19 protein-coding genes are annotated in these 21138 nt (G+C 60.4%); 1 reads left to right on the top strand and 18 read right to left on the bottom strand.

Annotation, left to right across the window (positions count from 1 at the left end; genetic code table 11):
• Positions 1 to 40: 40 nt before the first annotated feature.
• From rpe to ocd, 18 genes are all read right to left on the bottom strand, one after another.
• Positions 41 to 727 (bottom strand): ribulose-phosphate 3-epimerase, encoded by a 687-nt coding sequence (rpe, locus tag ACZ5G6_RS09555; protein WP_223936983.1) that lies wholly within the window; start codon positions 725 to 727, stop codon positions 41 to 43.
• 58 nt (positions 728 to 785) lie between these two features.
• Positions 786 to 2336 (bottom strand): RsmB/NOP family class I SAM-dependent RNA methyltransferase, encoded by a 1551-nt coding sequence (locus tag ACZ5G6_RS09550; protein WP_223936982.1) that lies wholly within the window; start codon positions 2334 to 2336, stop codon positions 786 to 788.
• A complete protein-coding gene (gene fmt, locus ACZ5G6_RS09545; protein ID WP_498690995.1) occupies positions 2333 to 3253 on the bottom strand; it encodes a methionyl-tRNA formyltransferase in 921 nt (306 codons plus the stop codon). Before fmt ends, ACZ5G6_RS09550 begins: the two co-directional genes overlap by 4 nt.
• Positions 3250 to 3822: a peptide deformylase gene (def, locus tag ACZ5G6_RS09540; protein WP_498690993.1), complete on the bottom strand. Its 573-nt coding sequence runs from the start codon at positions 3820 to 3822 to the stop codon at positions 3250 to 3252. The genes fmt and def overlap by 4 nt, the downstream gene beginning before the upstream one ends.
• A 50-nt stretch (positions 3823 to 3872) precedes the next feature.
• A complete protein-coding gene (locus ACZ5G6_RS09535) occupies positions 3873 to 4814 on the bottom strand; it encodes a cytochrome (RefSeq protein ID WP_223936979.1) in 942 nt (313 codons plus the stop codon).
• 37 nt (positions 4815 to 4851) lie between these two features.
• Positions 4852 to 5046 (bottom strand): hypothetical protein, encoded by a 195-nt coding sequence (locus ACZ5G6_RS09530; protein ID WP_498690991.1) that lies wholly within the window; start codon positions 5044 to 5046, stop codon positions 4852 to 4854.
• A gap of 196 nt (positions 5047 to 5242) precedes the next feature.
• The gene (locus ACZ5G6_RS09525; RefSeq protein WP_498690989.1) at positions 5243 to 7483 is read right to left on the bottom strand and encodes a CLIPPER-2 domain-containing protein; all 2241 of its coding nucleotides are present in this window, start codon (positions 7481 to 7483) and stop codon (positions 5243 to 5245) included.
• A gap of 1250 nt (positions 7484 to 8733) precedes the next feature.
• Positions 8734 to 9627 carry a MurR/RpiR family transcriptional regulator gene (locus tag ACZ5G6_RS09520; RefSeq protein ID WP_223936976.1) on the bottom strand — a complete coding sequence of 298 codons (894 nt, stop codon included), beginning with the start codon at positions 9625 to 9627 and terminating at the stop codon, positions 8734 to 8736.
• Positions 9628 to 9736: 109 nt separating this feature from the next.
• Positions 9737 to 10852: a M20 metallopeptidase family protein gene (locus ACZ5G6_RS09515; RefSeq protein WP_498690986.1), complete on the bottom strand. Its 1116-nt coding sequence runs from the start codon at positions 10850 to 10852 to the stop codon at positions 9737 to 9739.
• 83 nt (positions 10853 to 10935) lie between these two features.
• Positions 10936 to 12090 carry an amidohydrolase family protein gene (locus tag ACZ5G6_RS09510; protein WP_498690984.1) on the bottom strand — a complete coding sequence of 385 codons (1155 nt, stop codon included), beginning with the start codon at positions 12088 to 12090 and terminating at the stop codon, positions 10936 to 10938.
• Positions 12080 to 13378, bottom strand: coding sequence for a glutamine synthetase family protein (locus tag ACZ5G6_RS09505; protein WP_223936974.1), 1299 nt, complete (start codon positions 13376 to 13378; stop codon positions 12080 to 12082). The genes ACZ5G6_RS09510 and ACZ5G6_RS09505 overlap by 11 nt, the downstream gene beginning before the upstream one ends.
• Positions 13375 to 14769, bottom strand: a complete 1395-nt coding sequence (locus ACZ5G6_RS09500) for a M20 family metallopeptidase (RefSeq protein WP_498690982.1) — start codon at positions 14767 to 14769, stop codon at positions 13375 to 13377. The genes ACZ5G6_RS09505 and ACZ5G6_RS09500 overlap by 4 nt, the downstream gene beginning before the upstream one ends.
• The gene (locus tag ACZ5G6_RS09495) at positions 14759 to 15808 is read right to left on the bottom strand and encodes a branched-chain amino acid ABC transporter permease (RefSeq protein ID WP_223936972.1); all 1050 of its coding nucleotides are present in this window, start codon (positions 15806 to 15808) and stop codon (positions 14759 to 14761) included. The genes ACZ5G6_RS09500 and ACZ5G6_RS09495 overlap by 11 nt, the downstream gene beginning before the upstream one ends.
• Positions 15808 to 16677: a branched-chain amino acid ABC transporter permease gene (locus tag ACZ5G6_RS09490; RefSeq protein WP_223936971.1), complete on the bottom strand. Its 870-nt coding sequence runs from the start codon at positions 16675 to 16677 to the stop codon at positions 15808 to 15810. Before ACZ5G6_RS09490 ends, ACZ5G6_RS09495 begins: the two co-directional genes overlap by 1 nt.
• Positions 16670 to 17449, bottom strand: coding sequence for an ABC transporter ATP-binding protein (locus ACZ5G6_RS09485; RefSeq protein ID WP_223936970.1), 780 nt, complete (start codon positions 17447 to 17449; stop codon positions 16670 to 16672). The genes ACZ5G6_RS09490 and ACZ5G6_RS09485 overlap by 8 nt, the downstream gene beginning before the upstream one ends.
• The gene (locus ACZ5G6_RS09480) at positions 17446 to 18204 is read right to left on the bottom strand and encodes an ABC transporter ATP-binding protein (protein ID WP_498690978.1); all 759 of its coding nucleotides are present in this window, start codon (positions 18202 to 18204) and stop codon (positions 17446 to 17448) included. Before ACZ5G6_RS09480 ends, ACZ5G6_RS09485 begins: the two co-directional genes overlap by 4 nt.
• Positions 18201 to 19478 carry an ABC transporter substrate-binding protein gene (locus ACZ5G6_RS09475; protein ID WP_498690977.1) on the bottom strand — a complete coding sequence of 426 codons (1278 nt, stop codon included), beginning with the start codon at positions 19476 to 19478 and terminating at the stop codon, positions 18201 to 18203. Before ACZ5G6_RS09475 ends, ACZ5G6_RS09480 begins: the two co-directional genes overlap by 4 nt.
• A 91-nt stretch (positions 19479 to 19569) precedes the next feature.
• Complete coding sequence (ocd, locus tag ACZ5G6_RS09470) at positions 19570 to 20598, bottom strand: ornithine cyclodeaminase (RefSeq protein ID WP_223937533.1); 1029 nt, start codon at positions 20596 to 20598, stop codon at positions 19570 to 19572.
• Positions 20599 to 20818: 220 nt separating this feature from the next.
• Here ocd and ACZ5G6_RS09465 point away from each other — a divergent pair, with 220 nt between their 5' ends.
• Positions 20819 to 21004, top strand: a complete 186-nt coding sequence (locus ACZ5G6_RS09465; RefSeq protein WP_498690975.1) for a hypothetical protein — start codon at positions 20819 to 20821, stop codon at positions 21002 to 21004.
• Positions 21005 to 21138 lie beyond the last annotated feature (134 nt).

The following is a 21138-nucleotide window of genomic DNA, read 5'->3' as shown; positions in this document are numbered from 1 at the left end:
AGCTATTCCCTGCAATCTTCGTAACATCGGATGACGGTCGTCACGGTTTCGCCGGGCCGCCCGCCATTGCGGCCTTGGATCCGGCCGCACGGAGCCGATCGATTGCCGCGGCTGGGTCTTTGTCCCCGTACACGGCTGAGCCTGCCACGAACACGTTCGCGCCTGCCTCAGCTGCCCGGAGGATGGTTTCCTCGGTGATCCCGCCATCCACCTGGATGGCCACACCGATTCCGGATCCGTCAATGGCTGCGCGGGCCCGGCGGATCTTGGGCAAGGTGATGTCCAGGAAGGACTGGCCGCCAAAGCCCGGCTCAACCGTCATGATCAGCAACATGTCCAGTTCACTGAGCATGTCAAGATACGGCTCAACCGGAGTGGCAGGTCGCAACGCCATACCTGCTTTTGAGCCTCGAGCCCGCAGCTCGCGGGCAAGCTTGACAGGCGCCATGGCAGCCTCGGCATGAAACGTCACCGATGCGACGCCGGCATCCGCGTAGGCAGGTGCCCAGCGGTCAGCGTCTGAAATCATCAGGTGCGCGTCCAAGGGAACCGGGCTGACGGCCTGGATCCTCTGTACCACCGGCAAGCCAAGCGTCAGGTTGGGAACGAAGTGGTTGTCCATGACATCCACGTGCACGGCATCGGCATTGCCGATCCGCTTCAGCTCCGCCTCAAGGTTGACGAAGTCTGCGGAAAGGATGCTCGGGTTGATACAGCACTGAGACAAGGCAGCCCCTTTGGGTCAGTCGTTTTATCGATTGTGTTCAAGCGAGGGTGGCGGCGGGCTAGGACTTCTTGCGGATGAGCGCCATGAACATCGCATCCGTGTGGTGAACGTGCGGCCACAGCTGGGCGGTGAGTTCATGCCCGGCCCCAAGGCCTCCGGTGAGGCTGGCATCGTCCAGTGCCTGGCCGGCGTCCAGCAGTTCAAGGTCATCGCGCTTTCCGAGGACGTCACCCACAACGGCAGTGGTTTCCGCCGGGTGGGGAGAACACGTCACGTATGCAACCACGCCACCTGGCTTGACGGCGTCGATGGCCGAGGCCAGCAGTTCACGCTGCAGCGGACCGAGGTCCGCAATGTCCTTGGGTGCCCGGCGCCAGCGCGATTCGGGACGCCTGCGCAAGGCGCCAAGACCACTGCAGGGAACGTCCACCAGTACCCTGTCAAAGGAGTCGGGCTGTTCGCCGCCAACCTCCCGCCCGTCACCGGTCCGCACTGTCCAGGATTCGCCAGGCACCGCAGACAGCGCCTGCTGAACCAGCTTGGCACGGTGCGGGGCGGGCTCGTTGGCCAGCAAGGTGGCGCCCTCACGGTGTGCCAAGGCGGCAAGCAAAGCAGCTTTGCCGCCCGGCCCTGCACACAAGTCCAACCATTGCTCGCCTTGCCGGGCAGAAGTGCCGAGATCCACACCCGCGAGTGCGCGGGCTACGAGTTGGGAGCCGACATCCTGGACACGGGTAGTCCCCTTCCGGACGGACTCCAGCCGGCCAAGATCGCCTCCGGCCGAGAGCGCCGAGTCCTCCACCAGTTCCCCGGCAGTTGCCCCATTCTCGAAAGCTTCCTCAAGGTTCCCCAGCCCTGGCAGGGCCACCAGGTTAACCACAGGCGCCGCGTTGTCTGCCTCCAGCAGGGCCTCAATGTCTGAGGAGGGCCGGCCGTGGTTAACAAGGGACTGACGAAGCGCACGGACGATCCATTCCGGATGCGCGTGCCGCAACGCAGCGATTCTGGTGGCATCAGTCTCCTGCTCCAGCAGGATGTCCAGCCACTCGGCCATGCTGTGCGCCGTGACCTTGCGGAGGACAGCATTGATGAGTGCCGACGGTCCAGCGCCGATGACTGCTCGGGCCAGACCCACGGTCTGGTCCAGTGCAGCATGGGCAGGCACCCGCATGGAGAGCAGCTGGTGCGCCCCGATGCGCAAGGCATCCAGGATCGCGGGGTCGAGCTGCTCGAGGGGCCGGTCCACGCACCGGGCAAGGATGGCATCGTAGGTGCCCTGTCCACGCAAGGCCCCGTAACTCAGCTCGGTCGCAAAACCGGCATCGCGCCGATCGAGCCGGTGTTCGCGAATTCTGGCGGGAAGGACAAGATTGGCATAGGCATCTTCCGCCGCGACGGCGCGGAGTACCTCGTAAGCTACCAAACGCGCCGGATCCGCACGGCGCGTGCGCTGGGACGGGGCGTTAGTAGAGAAGCCCTTCTGGGGTCCCCGGTTTCTTTCCCTCCCTTGGGCATTTCGCTTGCTGTCGCCGCGGCCTCCACGATTACCGTGCCCGCCACCGTCCCGGCTCCCGCTGTTGTTGGGGCCTCGCCGGCCGGACTCGCTCATTGGAATACCACTTTCTCAGGTGCAGCCAAGCCGCGGGCCCAGTCGGCCGGCGACATCATCTTTTTGCCGGCAGGTTGTATCCGCCCCAATTCCACCGCGTGGGAACCCGTACCCACCATCACGGACTTTCCATCGACGCGGATGGCCCCAGGCGCAATGTCCTTGACGTCGGGCCGGAGTCCCACGGGTTCAAGCTTGATTCTCTGACCCTCCAGCGTCGTCCAGGCACCGGGCTCGGGCGTAACGCCACGCGCCCTGCGATTCAGGGCCAAGGCGGGCTGCTGCCAGTCCAACCGTCCGTCCTCCAGCGACAATTTGGGAGCCAGTGAAACCTCGCCGGATTGCGGTTGCGGTGCCGCCTGCCCGGCGTCGATGGCGGACAGCGTCTGGCTGAGGAGGACGGCGCCACTCAGCGAAAGACGCCCAAGAAGGTCCCCAGCGGTGTCATCCGGCCGCACGGTTTCGGTGAGCGTGCCAAACACGGGGCCGGTATCCAGCCCTTCTTCCAGCTGGAAGGTGGCCGCCCCGGTGACGTCGTCGCCTGCGATGATGGAGCGCTGCACAGGAGCGGCGCCCCGCCACGCAGGAAGGAGTGAGAAGTGGAGGTTGACCCAGCCATGCCGTGGAACGCCCAAAGCCGCGCGGGGAACGATGCCCCCATAAGCCACGATGGCGGCTACATCCGGAGCAATCTCAGCAATTCGAGCCGTAGTGTCAGCGTCCACCTTGGCCGCACGAATAACGTCGATGCCAAGTTCCTGGGCACGGGCAGCAACCGGTGACGGTGTCATGACGCGCTTGCGTCCCAAAGGCGCATCCGGACGGGTCAGGACGGCAACGACGTCGAAGCCTGCCTTGACAAGGGCGTCCAAGGACGGAACGGCGACTGCCGGAGTTCCTGCAAAGAGCACCCTCACTCGGGCACTCCGAAGCTACCGGCACCGAAGCTGGAGCCAACAGAGCTTGCTCGCTTGGACGTGGTCTTCTCAGTGACGGCATGGTAATTGGCGTTTCGGATGGCACGAAGCGCGGCTTTTCGGTCCTCGCCCTCAAGCCTATCCGTGTAAAGGACGCCGTCCAGGTGATCGGTCTCGTGCTGGAAGCAACGTGCCAGCATTCCCTCTGCGTCCACCGAAACAGGATTGCCATGGAGGTCCACGCCGGTTGCCCGGGTTGCACGATAACGCCGGACAGGGAAACCGAGACCAGGGATGGAAAGGCAGCCTTCAACTTCGTCCGGCTGGAAATCTTCGCTGTTTTCCAGGACGGGGTTGATGATGTGCCCCTCTACGCCCCCGATGCGGTAGGTGAAGACACGCTGACTGACGCCCACCTGGGGGGCAGCAAGGCCAGCGCCATCTACGTCCTCCATGGTTTCCATCATGTCTGCTACCAGCTTGGCGAGCTCGGGACCGAATTCAGTGACGGGATCGGCTACGGTGCGCAACACCGGATCCCCGATGATTCGGATACTCAAAATTGCCATCTGCTGTCAGTCCTCACGATCGTCACACTCTGGTCCGGCTGTTGCGGAGCCTAAGCCAGTTTAGTTGAGTGCAGGCTGCTGCCGCTGTCGCCAGCCCCAGCGGATCCAGTGGCCGCAGACACAAGCGACGCTGACTCAAACGGCGGTGACACGAATGACGGCGGTGGGACGGGCATGAGTGCCTGCCCAGCCGCAGTGACATCGGCTGACATCTCCCAGACGCGCCTCAGGGCACAGAACTTCCACCAATGATGCTTAAGGACATCCGGGTTGGCTCGTTGCGGCCGGACTTCCGTTTCTCCGATGGCGACCGCCAACAACATGGGGTTCTCACCAAACTTCCACGGCTCCCACTCCCCCGCTACCGGGTCCACGAGGCTCTCCTCCGCTTTCATCCCCGCCACCAGCTGCATCACGACTTTGTCGTCGAGTGCCTTTACAGTGCCATCGCGTGTAGTGCCCTTGGTCTTGTAATCGATGAGGCAGATGCGGCCGTTAATCCGCGCAACGAGGTCCAGCGTGCCGGCATAGCCCACGGTCTTGTTCCAGACAGTGATTTCCGGGGCCAGCGGCTCCACCCTGTACAGCTCCCACCATTCGTCAAAGCGGGCTGCGAAGGCCTGTTCACCGTGGGAGGCAAGCTCATCGCGGCATTCCTGCATCCGATGCGGACGACCCAGGGCGCGTAGGGCCACCTGCTCACAGTAGTTGTGGACGCGATCGCCTCTTGCCGCAGCCTGGTCCCTGTAGGCCTCAGCAGCTTTGGAGGCCTTGTTGACCGCCTGCCGGATCCTTGCCGGGCTTCCAAGCAAGGCGGGAAGTTCGGGATCTGCGGCCAAGCTGCTTGCCCCCATGTAGCTGAACCAGCCGTCCAGGGAATGCGCCTGCTGCCCTATCACCGTGGTGATTGAGGGGACAGAGAATTGCTCTGTTGTGGAGCGGGCGTACATACGTCCGTAGTCGGTAGCGTGAGCAAGAAGTGGAGCAGTCATACAAAGACTCTGACACAGAGCACCGACAGAATTCCCCTCAGCTGCCAGGCGTGCCTGCCCTGGATGGGCTAACACCGCCTTCTGTGGGCCGTTCCCCAAGAATCATGGCCGCTTGTTCAGCCGGCAGGCGGGCGAGCTTTGCCGCAAGGATGGGCGACGTTGTCGCCAGGTCTTCCAGGATGGGTTTGGCGTCTTCGGCTTCTTTGGGTTCCTCCACAATGTTGCTGTGCAAAGGGAGGCAGGTTCGTGACGCTGGAATGCTCTACAGAAGTACGGACAAGAATACGAGTGGGGAAGAGCACCTGGTTGGCGTTCTTCCGCATCGTGGGATCACTGCGGGGGCGTATCACTGCGGGGGCCGGGATAGCGGCCGCCGCAGTGATGCCTACAGTTGTTGTTGCTGGTGGTGGTGCTCGCGCGAACTCTTATCAAGCAGTGATTGACTCGCGCCGGCGGCGGTTTGTTGCCAGTGCGAGGGCGCCCAACAGCAGGACGGATCCGGCCGTGGTGAACGGCCACCAGCCGATGCCGCCGGACTCGGGAAGCTGGAGTGCCGGCACGTCGCGGACTGTGAGCAGGAAGATCCCGTCGCCGTCGGCGTCGGTGCTGGTCACTACTCCGCCGCTGGTGCCTTGGCCCAGGGACACGGCACCGTTCGCTGCGATGGTGAATTGCACGGGCTCGGCCAGCAGGCTGAACCCGTCCGGCGCTGCGGTTTCTTCGAGCCAGTACGTTCCTGGCTGGATTCCCTCGAGTTGGAACCGGCCTGTTTGCCCGCTCACAGCGGTGACGGCTGGGCTGGCCAGCACGGCACCGGGTGCGCCGTTGTTGTCGGTATGCACGGCCCAGGTGGAGCCCGCCATCGGAACCCACGTACCGCCCGAGGACTCGCCGATCTTCTCGATCAGCACTTTGCCCGGGGTGTGATGCGTCGTGGTGCAGTCAGGTCCCGGCCCTGCGGAGCTTGGTGCGCAGGTCTGCGGTGGCGTGGTAGTTGCTGTGCCCGTCACCACGTTGACAAGCTGTGCGTTCCACGCGCCCGTTTTGACCACGACGCTGTACTTCAGGGTGGCTGTCTGACCGGCAGGCAGCGGGAACGCGGCGGTGCTCAGCAACGTGGACGGCGGCACAGGATCGGCCACAGCCACAGGTGATCCCGTACCGATCACCAGGGTCGCTGAACCGGGCACGAACGTCGCGTCATCCAGGACCTGTGCCAGGTTGTCCTTGAGCACGACCCCGGTGATGGTCCCGCTGATGCTGGTGGCCGTCACGGTGTACACGATGGTCTGCCCCGGGGTGATGGACCCGTTCGCGGGAACTGACCCGTTGACGGTGGCGCTCTTTTTGATCTTCCAGGCCGGAGGTGCCGTGACCTGGGCATCATCGGTTGCCGTGACGGGCAAGCCAAGGGGCGGGTTCCCGGTGACCTTCGCCGTGTTGGTCAGTAGCCCCGTGGTGACGTCCGCCTGGGTGACCACATATGTTGCGGTGGCAGTCACTGACTGTCCGGGCAAAAGGACCCCGGGAAGGCCAGGCCAAGTGTAGGAAAGGGCGGTCATGGTGCCGGTTCCGGAGAATTGGGTCTCGGTGATGACCACCGAGGTGAGCGTCACGTTTCCCGTGTTCTTCGCCACGAACGTGTAGGTTGCGGTTTCACCGGCCACCAGCGTGGTCTTGTCCGCTGTCTTGACCAGCGTGATGGCAGGAGCGGACGCCGGAGCGATCGTGAAGATGTAGTCTTCCACCTCGCCGGAATTCGAGGCACCGATCGGGACCTGGATCTGGCTGGCGGTGTAGCCGATCCGGAACCGCGCATACGTTGTCCCGGCGGTGACCCCGGCAGGGACTGTCCAGGTAAGTGTTGCGGTCGTGGCGCCCGCAGCGAACGTGGCGCAAGCACGCTCGGCGGTGTTATTGAACAGGCCGTCCTTGTTCAAGTCAATCCACCCGCAGGTCGTTCCGGCTTTGCTGGCCCCACTGATCGCCACGGTGGTTGAGTAGCTGGTAGCACCTTGCGTCATGGGCGCCAGAACCACGCCGTCGTCCATCAGGTCCTGGGCCGCCGTCGCACCCGCATTCGGCGACGCAGTGCCGTTGGCGACCTGAGCGTTATCCTCAGTCACGTTCGCCCCAAGTGCCACATCGGAAAGAACAGCCCGGGCAGCATTGCTCTGATCGTACGAAGCAGGCGCGTCACCGAAATCCTGGGGGACAGTCATCGCCATGACGAAGTTGTCCCTGTTGTGCAATGGGTCCGTACTGTCATTGATGGTGTAGGCCGGCAAGGCAGCAGTGGTTTGGACAAAAACAGCACTGATGTCGAAAGTCAGCGTGGTGACGGTTCCATTGATGCGAGCCGAACCGCAGCCGGCGGTCGCCTGGGCGTCGACAGGGTCAGGTGTGCCGGTCTGCACACTTGTGTTGCACGCAGTTCCCGCATTGTCGTTGGTAGTGGTGATCGAGTTTCCAGAGACGGAAAGGTTTCCACCGGAGAGCTTGGTCATCGTCAGGCCTGCAGTTGCAAGGTTCAACACAGCGTGCTGCTGGGACTGCTTGTCGACGGTCCCGTTATTGCCGACGTCATTCAAGACGTATCCGCCGAGGCCAGCGATATTGAGCACAGGATTCCGAACTGGCTGGCTGAAAGTGATAGTGATGGTCCCCAAGCCGGTACAGGTGCCTACCGCTGGGCAGTTGTTGATCAGGTTCGATGAGAACTCGACCGCAGGAGCGGTGCTTGTAATGCTGGGTGTGAAATCAGATGCAAGGTAGCCCCTGCTGTCGAGTGTCGATCTGCCTACGAGTTCAGTCAGGCCGGATTGATCATAGGTAGCCGTCAGACCGGATCCCGGCATCGTCAAAACAGCCGCCCCACCGGTGACGCTTGCCTGGTTGGTTGCTACTTCGTAGGCGTGAGCTGGTGCACTTAGGTGGAGCACCCCCAATGAAAGGGCGCCAAAAATAACCATTAAAACGGCAACGCAGGCTGATATTTTCCCAAGCAGAAACTTCAAGGGATTCTCTCCAATGAACAGTGACCGACAGACCCCACAGCCGACGGCCAAACATATGTTGCGGAGACTGACCGATTGCGTCCGGCAAGGCCGTCTCCAGTCAAAGGAGTGCAGAATAGGAATAGTTCATGCCGCAAAAAATGAGAACTTTTTGAGAGACAGCTCTCGGGGTTCATGCAGGGCAGGCTGCGGGCCAGAGCTTGGACCCTGGATGGAAGCTGCCGAGAGAGACCTGGAGCTCCTCACAGCATCGTGGCGAGGGAAAAGTACTGATGCGCTCCATGCGGGATCACGTCGCGGGCCTGCCGTAAGGTGATGATTGAAACTACCTGGCGGCTACTTGGGAGTCGTCTTTTGACATGATGCGCAGGCCCACGTGCTGTGGGATGGGCTGGTGACCTCAGTCGTGAATGAAGGCTGATGGTGTGCCTGCGGCTGGCCGCCCAATGGTCCGAAATGGGAATGGGCGAACGGTCCATTGTCCTGGACGGCGAACCCCGCTTTCCAGGCGTGAACGTGCCAGGAAATACCTCCAGATGCGCTTCGGGTCCAAGGTTTTGCAGTTCACGGTGGGCTTGGGCGACCATGTCCCCCTTGTATTTGACCACCTGTAGTCGATCCTCAATATAAACCTGGACCCAACATCCTGCCGTCGTTCCTGTCCTCGAAAGCCTCCCCCAGGGGCTTGTGGACGACGCCAGCTCTGAATTCACTTATGACTCGGCCTCGCCGAGCGCCTCCTCTTGAGCGTCCGGACATCGAAGCGGATACTGGTTGGGCCAACCGGCTTAAGCCGGTTGCAAAAAGACCGACAAGGATGACGGGGTGTTCGATATGGGTGCTGCGAGTTTCAATGCTTGAAGACTTCAATTCCGGCGTCCAATAGAACCTTGCATTGAGGCTTAATCGGCCAGCACGGTGCCATAGCTGGCTTCCAAAGTCCGCATGCGGTCGTCGGCCGCGGGCCCAAGTTTGACGTGGACCGCTGCGATGAGGGCTTCCACCAACACCGTTGCCGGCACGATGCTGTCGAACGAACCAGCTGCCTCCACCCGTGCCGGCAGCACGACGTCCGCGACAAATGAAACCGGAGAGAGCCAGGGGTCCGTGATGAGGATAATCTTCGCCCCCTTCTCACGGGCCGCCTTTGCCAGGTCAACTGTGTCTTTCTGGTAGCGGCGAAAATCAAAGAAGACGCAGACATCGCGTTTGCTGAGGTCAGCTATGAACGTGGAGTCATTGTTCGGATGCTGGGCGTGCACCACGGTGTTGGGCCGCATCAGGCGAAGGTGCAAGTCCAAGTACGTGGCCAGGAGGTGGGAGAACCTGCCGCCGATCGAAGTAATGTCCAGTGACGTATTGCATAGAAGCGCCACGGCACGGTCGAATTCATGCTCCGGAAGGGAGGCGACCGTGCTCTCGATGCCCTCCACCGCCGTCTCTGCCACTGACTGAGCCAATTCTGGAGCCGCTGAATCAACTCGTATTTTGCCTTGGAGGGTCAGCGGGGATGCCCTCCGCGCCTGCACTTCTTCACGTAGGGCATCCTGGAAGTCCCGGTACTTGTTGAAACCCAATCTGCTGACGAACCTGAGCACGGTGGGTGCACTGACGTTTCCCTTCTTGGCAAATTCAATTGTGGATTCCAGCCCTGCCGTCGGGTAGTTGGCGAGGAACACGCGGGACAGCTTGTGCTCCGCCGGGGAAAGCGAACCCTGAATTTGACGGATTCGGTCCGCCAAGGTCAACCGGGCAGATTGGTTCTCAGACTGTTCAAAATGTCCGGACTGCGTCATGGCGTTCCTTTCTTGCATAGACGGCAAAGCTGCAAGCGAGTTGTGGCGTCCGCCGCTTTTTATCCCCATTCAATCAGGAAACGCTGAACGGCTTGAGCCTGGCCTGCCGTCAGCTTGTTGGGGCAGCGACCAGGGGCGGCTCGTGGGCGGGCAGCAACGTCCTGGCGGCGCCAACGTATCCAGCCAGCAGCGCATGCGCTACATCACGAACGTGAGAGTCATCGGGCACGAAAGTGCTTGAGTGCAGCCGTTCTGCGCTTCCGCTGGTACCTACGAACATCATCAATGAAGGCATCCTTTCCGAAAAATACGAAAAATCGTCGGAGCCTGCCGACCTGAGATTGCTGTCCACTTCCAAGCCCAGAGCCAGCAGTAGAGGGGCAGTCGCCTTCACGATGTTCGCATCATTTTCCAGGACGGGTTCGCCCTGGGTGACGCTGACTTCGCCGCCGCAGCCGTGCGCAGCTGCAACCAGGTGCACCGTCTCGGCAAGACGCCGCAGAACTTCCTCCCTCACTGGGGTGGCCATGGTGCGGACGGTTCCCCGGGCGGCGGCGGTACCCGGTATGACATTGGCCGCGGTACCAGCCTGAAGGGTAGCAATGGTGAGCACGACCGAGTCCATGGGATCCACGTTCCGGCTCACGATGTTTTGCAAAGAGACCACAACGTGGGATAGCGCCAGGACAGGATCCGCTGCAATGTGCGGGTAGGCAGCGTGGCCGCCCCTTCCATTAATGTTGATGATGAACTCGTCCGATGAGGCATTCACGGCCCCCGGCGTGCACGCCACTGTCCCTCCGGGTAGCAGCGGCTGAACATGGGCCGCGACTGTGGCGCGCACGTCTTGCTCCGCGAGTATCCCTGTTGCGCAGATATCCTTTGCCCCGGACGGGTACGTTTCTTCCCTCGGTTGCAAGACCAGTGCCATGGGAGCTGCGCCCGGCGTTGAGTGGACAGCCCTGGCCAAGGCAACGACGGCAGCCAGATGGATATCATGCCCACAGGCGTGCATGACACCCGGTCTTTGGGAAGCCCAAGCGACTTCGGAATCTTCCATGGCCGGCAGCGCATCCAGCTCAGCCCGGATGGCGATTGCCTTGCCGGGCCCGCCGATTCGCAGTACTGCCCCCGTTTCAGCCACAAACCTGGTTTGCAGATCGCCTGGCAATGCGTTCAAGACCAGATCAAGGGTCGGCCCCTCGGAACCGGATAGATCCGGCATGCTATGCAATTTGTGGCGCAGTTCTATTGCACGCGGAATCTCCTGGTCTATGCGTCTCCTGAGCACCTCAAATAGTTCAGAGTTCACTTCTCCCCCAGCTCATAGACGCGCACCGCGTTATCCCTTCCGACCATGTGAACTACTCGAATGGCATCCTCCTCAGCCCAGTCCCCATCGCGAACCCAAGCCCCCAGGACCTTGCCCATTCCTTCGCGCCATAGTCGCGCCCCGAGGTAATGGAGTTCCGGAGGTCCCCATGCATCCGTTGAAAACAGGATCTTGGAGAACGGTGCCAACTCGAAAGACTCCTTGATCAGTTCCAGAGACTGAACGCCTGTGTAGTTGGTCCCAAGCCCCACATCGAAGTAAACGTGCGGAAATATCTGCGCAAGGTAGCCCGCGTGACGATGGAACGGATAGCAATGAAGAAGGAGTACGTCCACCTTCAATGATTCAATCAGCTTCAACCAAGGAACCAGCAGCAACGGGTCGCAGGCCTCCAGACGCAAGTCAGGATCGCCGTATCCGGTGTGCATTTGAATGGGAAGACCACGGTCGACGCCCGACCAGAGAAAGAAGCGCAAAAGCACAGGATCCGAAACACGGAGCGAGTAGCCGGCTGCTACCAGACGGAGCCAGGAAGCAGCCGCCTTGGCCACTTCTTCTTTGGACGGCCGGATTGGATCAAAGTCGAACCCATGCCGGTAGGCGATGATGCTCTTGACTCCCACCGCGTTCTCCGTTGCCAGCGCTAGCCGGGCCGTATAGGCGCTAGCAAAATCGGCGGCTGACACGCCTTCCCAGGCCAGGGACTCCGCTATGGATTCGAGTCTGACGACCTCGCCCACCGTGGCTGAGCTGATGCTCTCCATCCCCGAAAGGCCGTGGATTTGATCACCGCGGAATCCGGTTTCGATCAGGAAATGGCCTATCCCCGCAGACTTGAGCAGGCGTGAGGTTACTTCCGGCGTCCCGAGCTCCACACGCCGTTCAAAGTACGCATCGGCGCTCGCATGTGCAGGAAGGCCCAGCAACGGCGCACACCACCGACGAACCGCGAATCCCAACTGCGAATCGAATTGCGTCATCCATTGAGGAATGGGCCTGTCCGACTCCGTCAGCAGTTCTTCCAGCGAGGACCGGTCAACGTCATCCTTCAACGCTCCATGGACATGGTGGTCCACCAAGGGGATTTCCTCAATGGTGGTCAGGAGAGCTTCTACGGAATTAGTAGACATCAGATACCGCTTTGATTCGGGCAGCATCGTCGAGTGTGGCCACATGAGCGAGTTCATGCCGCTTGACCCCCAAATAGGTTGCCAACAGATCAGGATGGAACCAGGAAGTCACAGCCTGGTCCTTTTCCAATGCCAGGAGTGCGTCCTCGAGTGTACGAGGCAGTTGAGGTACGTCCTTCAATTCAGCGGGGCCTGCCGTTTCTGGAAAAATGTCGGGTTTGGGGTACTCGTCACCGCCTACGATTCCGGCCAAGCCAGCCCGGAGCAGGACACCAAGCGCGAGCCACGGGTTGGCGGTTGCATCGGCTGCCCTGTACTCAAGGTTGAATTGGTGGTCCGGAGCAGATCCACCTGCCGAACTGGTCGGACAAATTCGTAGAAGAGCCTCCCTGTTTCGTTCCGCCAGAAATATTCCCCCTACGCTCCATCGATCCGGGGCCAGGCGCATGAAGGAAACCGGGCTTGGTGCTGTCAGGGCCGTCAGCGCTTCGGCGTGACGCAGGATTCCTGCACTGAATCTGTGTCCAACGTCGGAAAGACGGCCCGGACGGGTGGCGTCGAACAGAACCGGCTTACCGCCGTCGTCCACCAAACTGATGTGGACATGGACGCCGGTACCGGTACCGCCTGGTTCCTGAAGTGGTGCGAAGGAAGCCCTGAGGCCGCGTCGGATTGCCAAATCGCGGACCAATTCGCGCAAGAGCACCGCCCTGTCTGCTGCAGTGAGCGGGTCGCTCGGTTCCACCGTGATTTCAAACTGGTTCGCCCCGTATTCAGGCAACCAGTTCTCCGGTGCGAGACCACAGTCCGTCAAGCGACGCACCAGGTCCATTCCGAACGGATCGGCGTCGAGGTGCCTGCGCAAGGAAAACGGAGCCGATTGAGGCAGGCCCTCCACAACGAACTCGTGTTCGAAAGTGGCGATTACGCGCAGGCCCGTTTGCTCTCGAAAGTCGCTGATGGCCCGGCGCAGGAAGGTCCTGGGACAGCACTCCCAGTCGGTTCCGTCAGGTTGTGTTTGGTCGGCGAGCAGAATCCTGAGTCCAGCCTCATTGGGGACATCCGCAACGGTGATTTCCGTAGCCTCGTCCGGCATAAGGCGCAGGTCGCCGGTTGAACCGAAGGCGCTGCCTGGCGCAATGCTGCCGAAAGCCGAAATGCCAAGGTTGGCCGGCACCCAGCCCAGTCCGGAGCGAAGGACAGAACCGTAGGCTTCGCCGGGTGCGCCTCGTCCTTTGACCTGTCCAGCGAGATCGCAGGTAGCAACGAATATATCGGGGGTGTTCACGGGAGCCTCCGGCCGGTCGTAGGTGGATTGATGCTGGATTCAGTACCTGAGACGCCGCAATAGTCCATTGCAGATAGGGCGTACGTCTTTACTGCGGTGATGATCTGGTGGATTGGCACGTACTCGTTTTCCGCGTGCGCGGTTCGGCCAACGCCCGGACCGTAAACGAGCCCGTCGATACCTTGGGCGTCCATCCATGTGAGATCACAGACACCGAGGAATCCCTCTTGTTTGGGAGGTGTGGCCAGGTCAAACCCGCCGACGGCATCACTGTGGGCCTTCATGACCGCCGGGACAAGTTCATGGCTGGCCGGTGTGGTGTACGGCGGCCATAGGAGCTTCCAGTCGAATTCAGGACGGTGGGTGCTCAGCCAAGGATCGTTGGCACAGGCCTGACGCACGGTTCGTTCAATCTCGTCGATGACTTCGTCGTTGCTTCGCTCAGGATGATGGTAGACGCAGTATTCGACTGTGAGTGTGTCCGCAAGGAAGAACGGGACAAGGACGCCCTCGGGGTTTCCACGGATCACCCCGGGCAAGAGATTGAAGTAGCCCGGCTGGAACAGTGGGTGCCTGTCACGCCGCGCCCACGTATCTTCCAATTGCCGTAGGGCGTGATAAATGATCCAGAACTTATCGATGGTATTGACGCCCAAGGCTTCACCTTCAAGGGTTGGGTGAATGGTAAGACCCCGCAGTCCGGAGTGCGCAGCTTTGCCGACAAGGGACAGCGAGAACCACAACAGGCCCGGCGTGGTGGGAACCAGATTGGGGGCTGCGTCAGAGAAGTTCGACGGTTCGCAGACGATTGCGGCTTCGGCCCCGTATCCTGCCTGTAACGCTGCCGTTGTACCAGAGAGGTGGTCACCGACTTCTTCTCCGACGACCGCCTGCAGTACGAGATCTCCTTTGAGCCGGACACCTGCGGTGGCTAATGCGATGGCGGCATATGCCGTGGCGACAGTGCCGGCTTTGTTATCCGTAGCGCCCCTGCCATGAACCGCGTCATCGGTAATCAACCCGGAGAACGGCGCGTGGTCCCAAAGACCTTCCCGGTTGGGCGGCACAACATCGACATGCCCGTTGAGCAGCAGCGAGCGGCCACCGCCCGTTCCGGCAATCCGTCCGCAAGCATTGTCCCGGCCTTTCTCAACTGTGACGAGTTCCGTAGAGGCTCCTGCTTCGCGATGGAGATCGTTCATGAGCGCGCTCACCTCACCCTCACCGCCCACGAGCTTCTGGTAGTCCTGACCGGGATACTTGGGGTTTATGCTCGGGATCCTGACTGCGTCGGCGACGGACTGCACGATCCTGGGTGCCAGACGATCCACAGCGTCCAGGACCGCCTTTCGCTGGTTCTGCTCTGCTCGGGCAGTGGCATCAATGGACATGCGTGCTCTCCTCGACTTCCATAGTCTGGTTTGCGGGTTTTTGGAGTGCTCTATGGGCGGATTTGTTCGGGTTTCCCGGAAGTAGCCTCCGCGCTCTGGTCCATACGTCTTCAAGGAGCCCGGAGATGCCGCGTGGAAGGAAAATAAGAACCAGAAGGGTTCCAACGCCGATGATGATCGCACGCGCAGGCCCAAGGTCCGTGAGTTGGCGGTCGATGACTGTGACTACCAGTGCCCCCAGGACCGGACCCCAGATGTGGCCGGTACCGCCCAGGAAGATCATGCTCAAGCCAAGGGTGACGAATCCGAAACTGAAGAGTGTGACGTCCGCAACACGGAAGTATGCAACATAAAGGGCTCCTGTGACGCCGGCAACTGCTCCGCTGAGGATGAAGGCCAGGAGATGCTGCCTTATGCGGTTCATTCCGCGGCTCACGGCAAGGTTTTCATTGTCGCGCAGCGCGATGAGGCTCTTGCCGAACGGGCTGCGGAGGGTGGTCCGGAGCAGAACCAGGAGCAGGACCACTGCCCCGCCGAGCAACCATAAGTAGCCCAATCCCGAGTACTTTGCGAAGGAAAAATCTCCTACGCTCAGTGCAGGTACGCCTGTCAGCCCACTGGATCCGCCGGTGATTCCGGGAATAGCCAACACGAGGTAGTAGCAGAGCTGCACGAAGACGAAGGTGATCAGTGCGATATATATGCCTCGCATGCGTATCACGGGGATGTAGGCCAGTGCACCGGCCAGCCCGCCCGCAGCGGTTGCCAGTATGAGCCCAAGCCACGGATTCATATCCCATGTCACTGTGGCAACGGCCATCGTGTAGCCACCGACACCGAAGAAGCCAACGTGGGCGAAGTTGAAGATGCCGCCGATACCCAGCGTCAGGTTCCAGCTGGCGGCGAGCAGGGCGTAAATGAGCGCTGTGGCGGCCAGCAGGCGTGCAGAGCCGCTGATGACGACATATGGCAGCAAGGCGGCGGCAAGCAAGAGCAATGGCCACGTCGCGAAGCGCTTGAGGGATCCAAGACGGTTCATCACGAACGTCCTTTCACTAGACCTTGGGGGCGGACCAGCATAATGAGGACCAGGACGAGGAAGACAGCTACAGGGCTCCATTGGAGACCGAGCCAGTACGTTGTGCCCGCCTCCAACAGGCCTATTGTGAAGGCGCCGACCAAGGTGCCCCACAAAGTGGCCGACCCACCAAAGACCAGGACGACAAAGGCAGTCAGCAGGGGTTCGAAACCTTTTGTGGGCGTAATGGTGGTGGTCGTTCCGTAGACGAAGGCAGCGGCGCAGGCCAGAATTGATGCCACCGCAAATACGCTGGCGTATATGCGCACGGGCCTGATTCCGACGAGCATTGCCATGTCCCGGTTCTGTTCCACGGCCCGGACGGCCATCCCCCACTTCGTCTTGCGCAGCAACGTGATCAGTCCTATGACCAGAACTAATGCCAGAGCCAGGGCAATGAGGGTAGAGCTTGCGATTCTTACGTCGCCCAGGGCAAATGTTGAGGCGCTCACGGACTTTATCTGCTTGTTCTGCGGTCCCCAGATTAGTTGTGCTGCGCCCTCGACTGCGTTGGCGATGGCGAGGGTCGAAACCATGACCAAGAGAGTTCCGTTTGGCCTGCTGATGAACGGCCGGACCGCTACGAGGTCCAGGAGCATACCCAGCAAGGCCAGCAAGGGAATCGCAGCGGCGAAAGCGAGGAGTACCGGGAGCCCCACCTTTTCTGAGAACGTCCAGATGAGGTACGCGCCCAGAAGCAGGAGCGCGCCGTGAGCGTAGTTGAAGACCCCCAACGTGGACCAGATGAGGGACAGTCCGCTGGCCATCAATGAGTACAGCGACCCGAGCACGAGGGCTGAGACCAGGATGGAAAGGAGCGCGTCAGACATGCTTGTCTCCCTCAATGTTGTTGTTAGCGGATGACGGGTGGGAGCCGACGTACATATCCATGACTTCCTCGTGGCTGGGCTTGATGTCCGTGGTTCCGCTGGAGACGATCCGCCCGAGCTCCACAAGATGCCACCGGTCCGCGAGTTCGAAGAGGAACTCAATATCGCCGTCGGCGACTATCAACGACAGACCCAGTCGGCGGACTTCGTGGAGTGTGTCAAGGATTTCGTATCGGATCTTGGGTGCCAGCCCGAGAGTTGGTTCATCCAGCACAAGAAGCTTGGGCTTGGCCATAAGGCCCATCCCGATGGCCACCATTTGGCGTTCGCCTCCAGATAGCGTGCCCACAAGTTGCCCGCGACGTTGCAGGAGCTTGGGAAAGAGTCCCTGGACCATTTCCAGAGTCTCCTCCCGCTGACCCCTGGCCGCCGGGATCCCACCTGCCAATGCCAGGTTCTCCCTGACGGTGAGCCTCGGAAAGAGCTGATTGCCTTGGGGCACATGCATCATTCCCTGGTTGACTACCTTGTAGGCGGGCATCCCGGTGATATCGCTGCCATCGAAGAGAACCTGACCTGAAGAGGTCCTGCCCAGACCCGAGATGGCGCGCAGGGCGGTCGTCTTTCCATGACCGTTGGGGCCCAAGAGGGCCAGAGCCTCACCCGGGACGACCTCGATGGAAAACGACCGGACCACAGGCAGGCGGCCATATCCGGCCTCCAGGGCACTGACGCGGAGCAGTGGGTCAACCGTCTCCTGATCGGTGTTCATGCCGCTGCCTTCCCCAGATATGCCTCCATCACCCGCGGATCCGAAAGAACCGCGTCGGGGGTTCCTTCAACCAGGACTTCGCCGGACGACATGATGACCATCCGTTTGGCCAGATCGCGGATAAGGCTGAGTACATGCTCAATGATCAGCAGTGTCAGGCCGCCCTTCTGAAGTTCCCGCAAAAGCAGGATCAATTCAGCCTGATCTTCATCGTTGAGGCCTCCAGCTGGTTCATCCAGCATCAGGAGCCGCGGGTGTGAGACAAGGGCGCTGGCTATCATCAGCTTCTTTTTTGCCAGCAGTGGTATATCCGCCGCCCGCTCATCCCTGTACCTGCTGATTCCCACGGTCTCCAAGGCCGTTTCCACGTCCCCTTTGGTGCGCCGATGCCCTCCGAGGTAGTGGTTGGCCACGGCGATGTTGTCGGAAACACTCAACGAAGGGAACAGCTGTTCCGCTTGGAAGGTTCGACGCATTCCCGAACGAGCGATTCTGTGCGCGGAAAGCCTGTCAATACGTACACCGTCAAAGAAAATCTCTCCGTCTGTCGGGCCGAACGGCACCCCGGAGATCAGGTTGAAGAGAGTACTTTTTCCCGCCCCATTAGGACCGGCAATCCCCAAAATCTCCCCCTCGTCAACATTCAGCGTGACGTTTTCCACGGCCACGAAACCCCCGAAGCGCCGACTGACCTGTCGTACTTCCAGGAGGTGCCCTTTGGAAGTGCCGGGTCCAGGTGACTTGGCGATCCTCATTTCATCCACTCGGGCTTGTGGAACTTGCCGTCGGCGAACTCTTCGGGAGCGATGTTCAGACGTTTGCCGTTTTGGATTTGGTAGTACGTCATCGGGATACCGTCTCTCCCGGCTACGGCCAGATGGGTTGTCGGATCAAAATGGACACGACCAAGCGTGGTTTGTTTGTCCAGCTTGCCCAATGCCTCACCGACTTCCTTACGTTTCCCGGGATCACCGACTTCCTTAACGGCGTCGGCCCACAAATGGACCTGTTCGTAGAGGCCATAGCTGTACAGGCTAGGTTCGTTTCCGTATGCCTCCGTCAGCTTCCGGGTGAGGTCCTTGGTTTCCGGCAGTGCCGGCAACGGGGCAAACGGAAGGTTGTAAAGCACGCCGTCAGCGTTCTTCCCTGCGAGCTCGGTGAACTCCGGGACGCTTGGGGCGTACTGCGAAAACACCAATGACTGCGTGGGATTCTGGCGGAATTGAGTGAGGAATTTTGACGCATTTGCAGTCAGGTAGTCGAGGTTGATGATCACAGCCGGATCAACCTGCCGGATTTTGGTAATCTGCGTGGTCCAGTCGTCCACTTCCCCAAAGGGAACAGTGTCGGGTCCAGTGACGTCCCAGCCTTTTGCCTTGAAGTTCTTGTTCAACCCGGAAGCTATGCCATTGGAGTACGCATTATCGCTGGAGATAATGTAAACCCGGCGGTTAGTGAGCGGAAAGGTGCCATCGGCGTTCCATGTATCCAATTGTTCAGGAATGCCAGTGCTGTAGCCCTCGTATGAAGGGGCAAGGGACCAAACACCGGGATACTTCTCGGGGTTCTTGGAAATAATGTCCTGCGTTTGGGCGCTGTTGCCGCTGAGCAGGTACGGAATTCCAGCTTCTGCGAGCTGATCGATTTCGAAGTTGGTCGTGCTGGCGTAGCCCGTGACCACTGCCGCAACATCGGGGTGTGAGGTCAGTTGCGTCACAGCGGACGAGACCGCATCCGACTTCTGGTCCCGTACGTCAAGTGCTTTGAGTTCAACCTTCCTGCCATCGATGCCGCCTTTGGCGTTGATTTCGTCGACCGCGAGTCGTGCACCCTGTTCCATGAGCTTGCCATCGGCAGCGGCCACACCTGTGAGCGGGGCCAATAGACCGAGCGTGATGGGATCTCCGGATGCCCCGGAGTCACCGCCTTCGCCCGTGGGAACGGTACAGCTCACCATCGAGATGGCGATGACCGTGGCGGCTGAAAGGAGTAGGGAAGAACGTAGGCGGGGCTTGATTGAGGTAGACATAGCGCTCCGTGGGAAATGGGGATTTTGGTCCGGGTTCGGGAGTCAAATCTGGATATATTTGGTGGAAGGTGACGACGATGGAGTTAGTCGTTTAACCAACGGGTGATAAGGCACCGACAAGACCGAACAGGTCTTTGGGATCGTCCGGATTGGCAACGAGATCTATTTCTTCAAAGAATTCGGTGCCGTCCACGGAGTCCCGCAGATAACGCAGGGCTGAGAAGTCTTCCACCGCGAACCCGACGGAATCGAAAATGGTGACTTGATCTTCTGACGTGCGCCCTGGTGCGGCACCGAGGAGGACCTTCCAGAATTCGGTTACGGCGAAGTCGGCCGGCATCTGCTGGATCTCACCTTCAATCCGCGTCTGGCTCTCGTACTCGACAAAGACGTCACCGATCTCCAGGATCGACGGATCCAGTTCCGTCTTTCCGGGGCAATCTCCACCGATCGCGTTGAGATGGACGCCAGGAGCAACGTGCTGAACGCTGAGGATCGTGGCCTGGGCTTTGTCTGCCGTGCACGTCGTGATGACGTCGGCGCCCTGAACCGCTTCCAGAGCAGAGGAAGCGACGTCTATTTCGAATCCAAGCGGAACCATGTTCCGGATGAACTTGTGTACAGCGGCAGGATCGGTGTCCCAGACCCGCAGCTTCGCTACGCCCAACGCTGTCCTCATGGCCAGTGCCTGGAATTCAGCCTGGCTGCCGGTTCCAATCATGGCCATGACCCTGGAATCGGGCCGCGCCAGGACCTTCGCGACCATGGCGGACGTGGCGGCGGTGCGCAGCGCTGTAAGGATAGTCATTTCGGCAAGGAACGTTGGGTAGCCGTTGTGGACATCTGCCAGAACGCCGAAGGCCGTGACAGTTTGGTAGCCACGGGCTGGATTCGACGGGTGCCCATTCACATATTTGAATCCGTAGGTCTCATGATCGCTGGTGGGCATGAGTTCTATAACGCCATATGGGGTATGGCTGGCGACACGTGGTGTTTTATCGAACCGCGCCCAGCGTCGGAAGTCGTCTTCCATGTAGTGAATCAGGTCTTCGATGATCGTTTCGGGGCCTTGGGTTCTGACCCAGCTGATCATATTGCTTACATCAACAAAGCGCGTCATCTGCGCTCCCTTCTGGTTCGTGCCGCTCACGTCCTCGGGATCGGCTGATTCCATGATGCGTTACAAAGGATTCAAAGTCACGTCTTTTGAACAATTTGTTATATTTCTTTCACACTGTGTGGGGTAAGGGGTTGTGCAACCAGCGGAGGCTCCCAAGTGACTCGATCCGGCTTGAACCGCTGGAAGTGTGGTGAAGACACCCAGATGGAACACCGGATCTATGACGTCGAAGCTGGTGCCGGTGCAACGGAACTGCCGGGTTGCCGCATCGCCAGACGTGAATGCCCAGCCAGCGGGCTTAATGAGCTTGCCCGGGACCATGTCGGCACCGTCCGAGATCGCAAAGATCACCTCAGCCGCGGCCGGAGCTGTTTGGTCCCTGGACGCCGAAGATGCAAACGACTGATATGTAGGTTCTGGTGTCAAGAGGGCGTGGATGAGCGGCTCCTGGGTTTGTTCGGGGGCCGCTCATCCTGTGCCGGTCGGTTGTGTTGGGAAGTGCGGGCGAGTCGTTATCGACGGGCAGTGTCAGACTGATAT

Source organism: Arthrobacter sp. TmtSoilC51, from assembly GCF_055388015.1.
The sequence above is the reverse complement of the archived record's forward strand: the minus strand, read 5'-3'. Positions and strand labels throughout refer to the sequence as shown.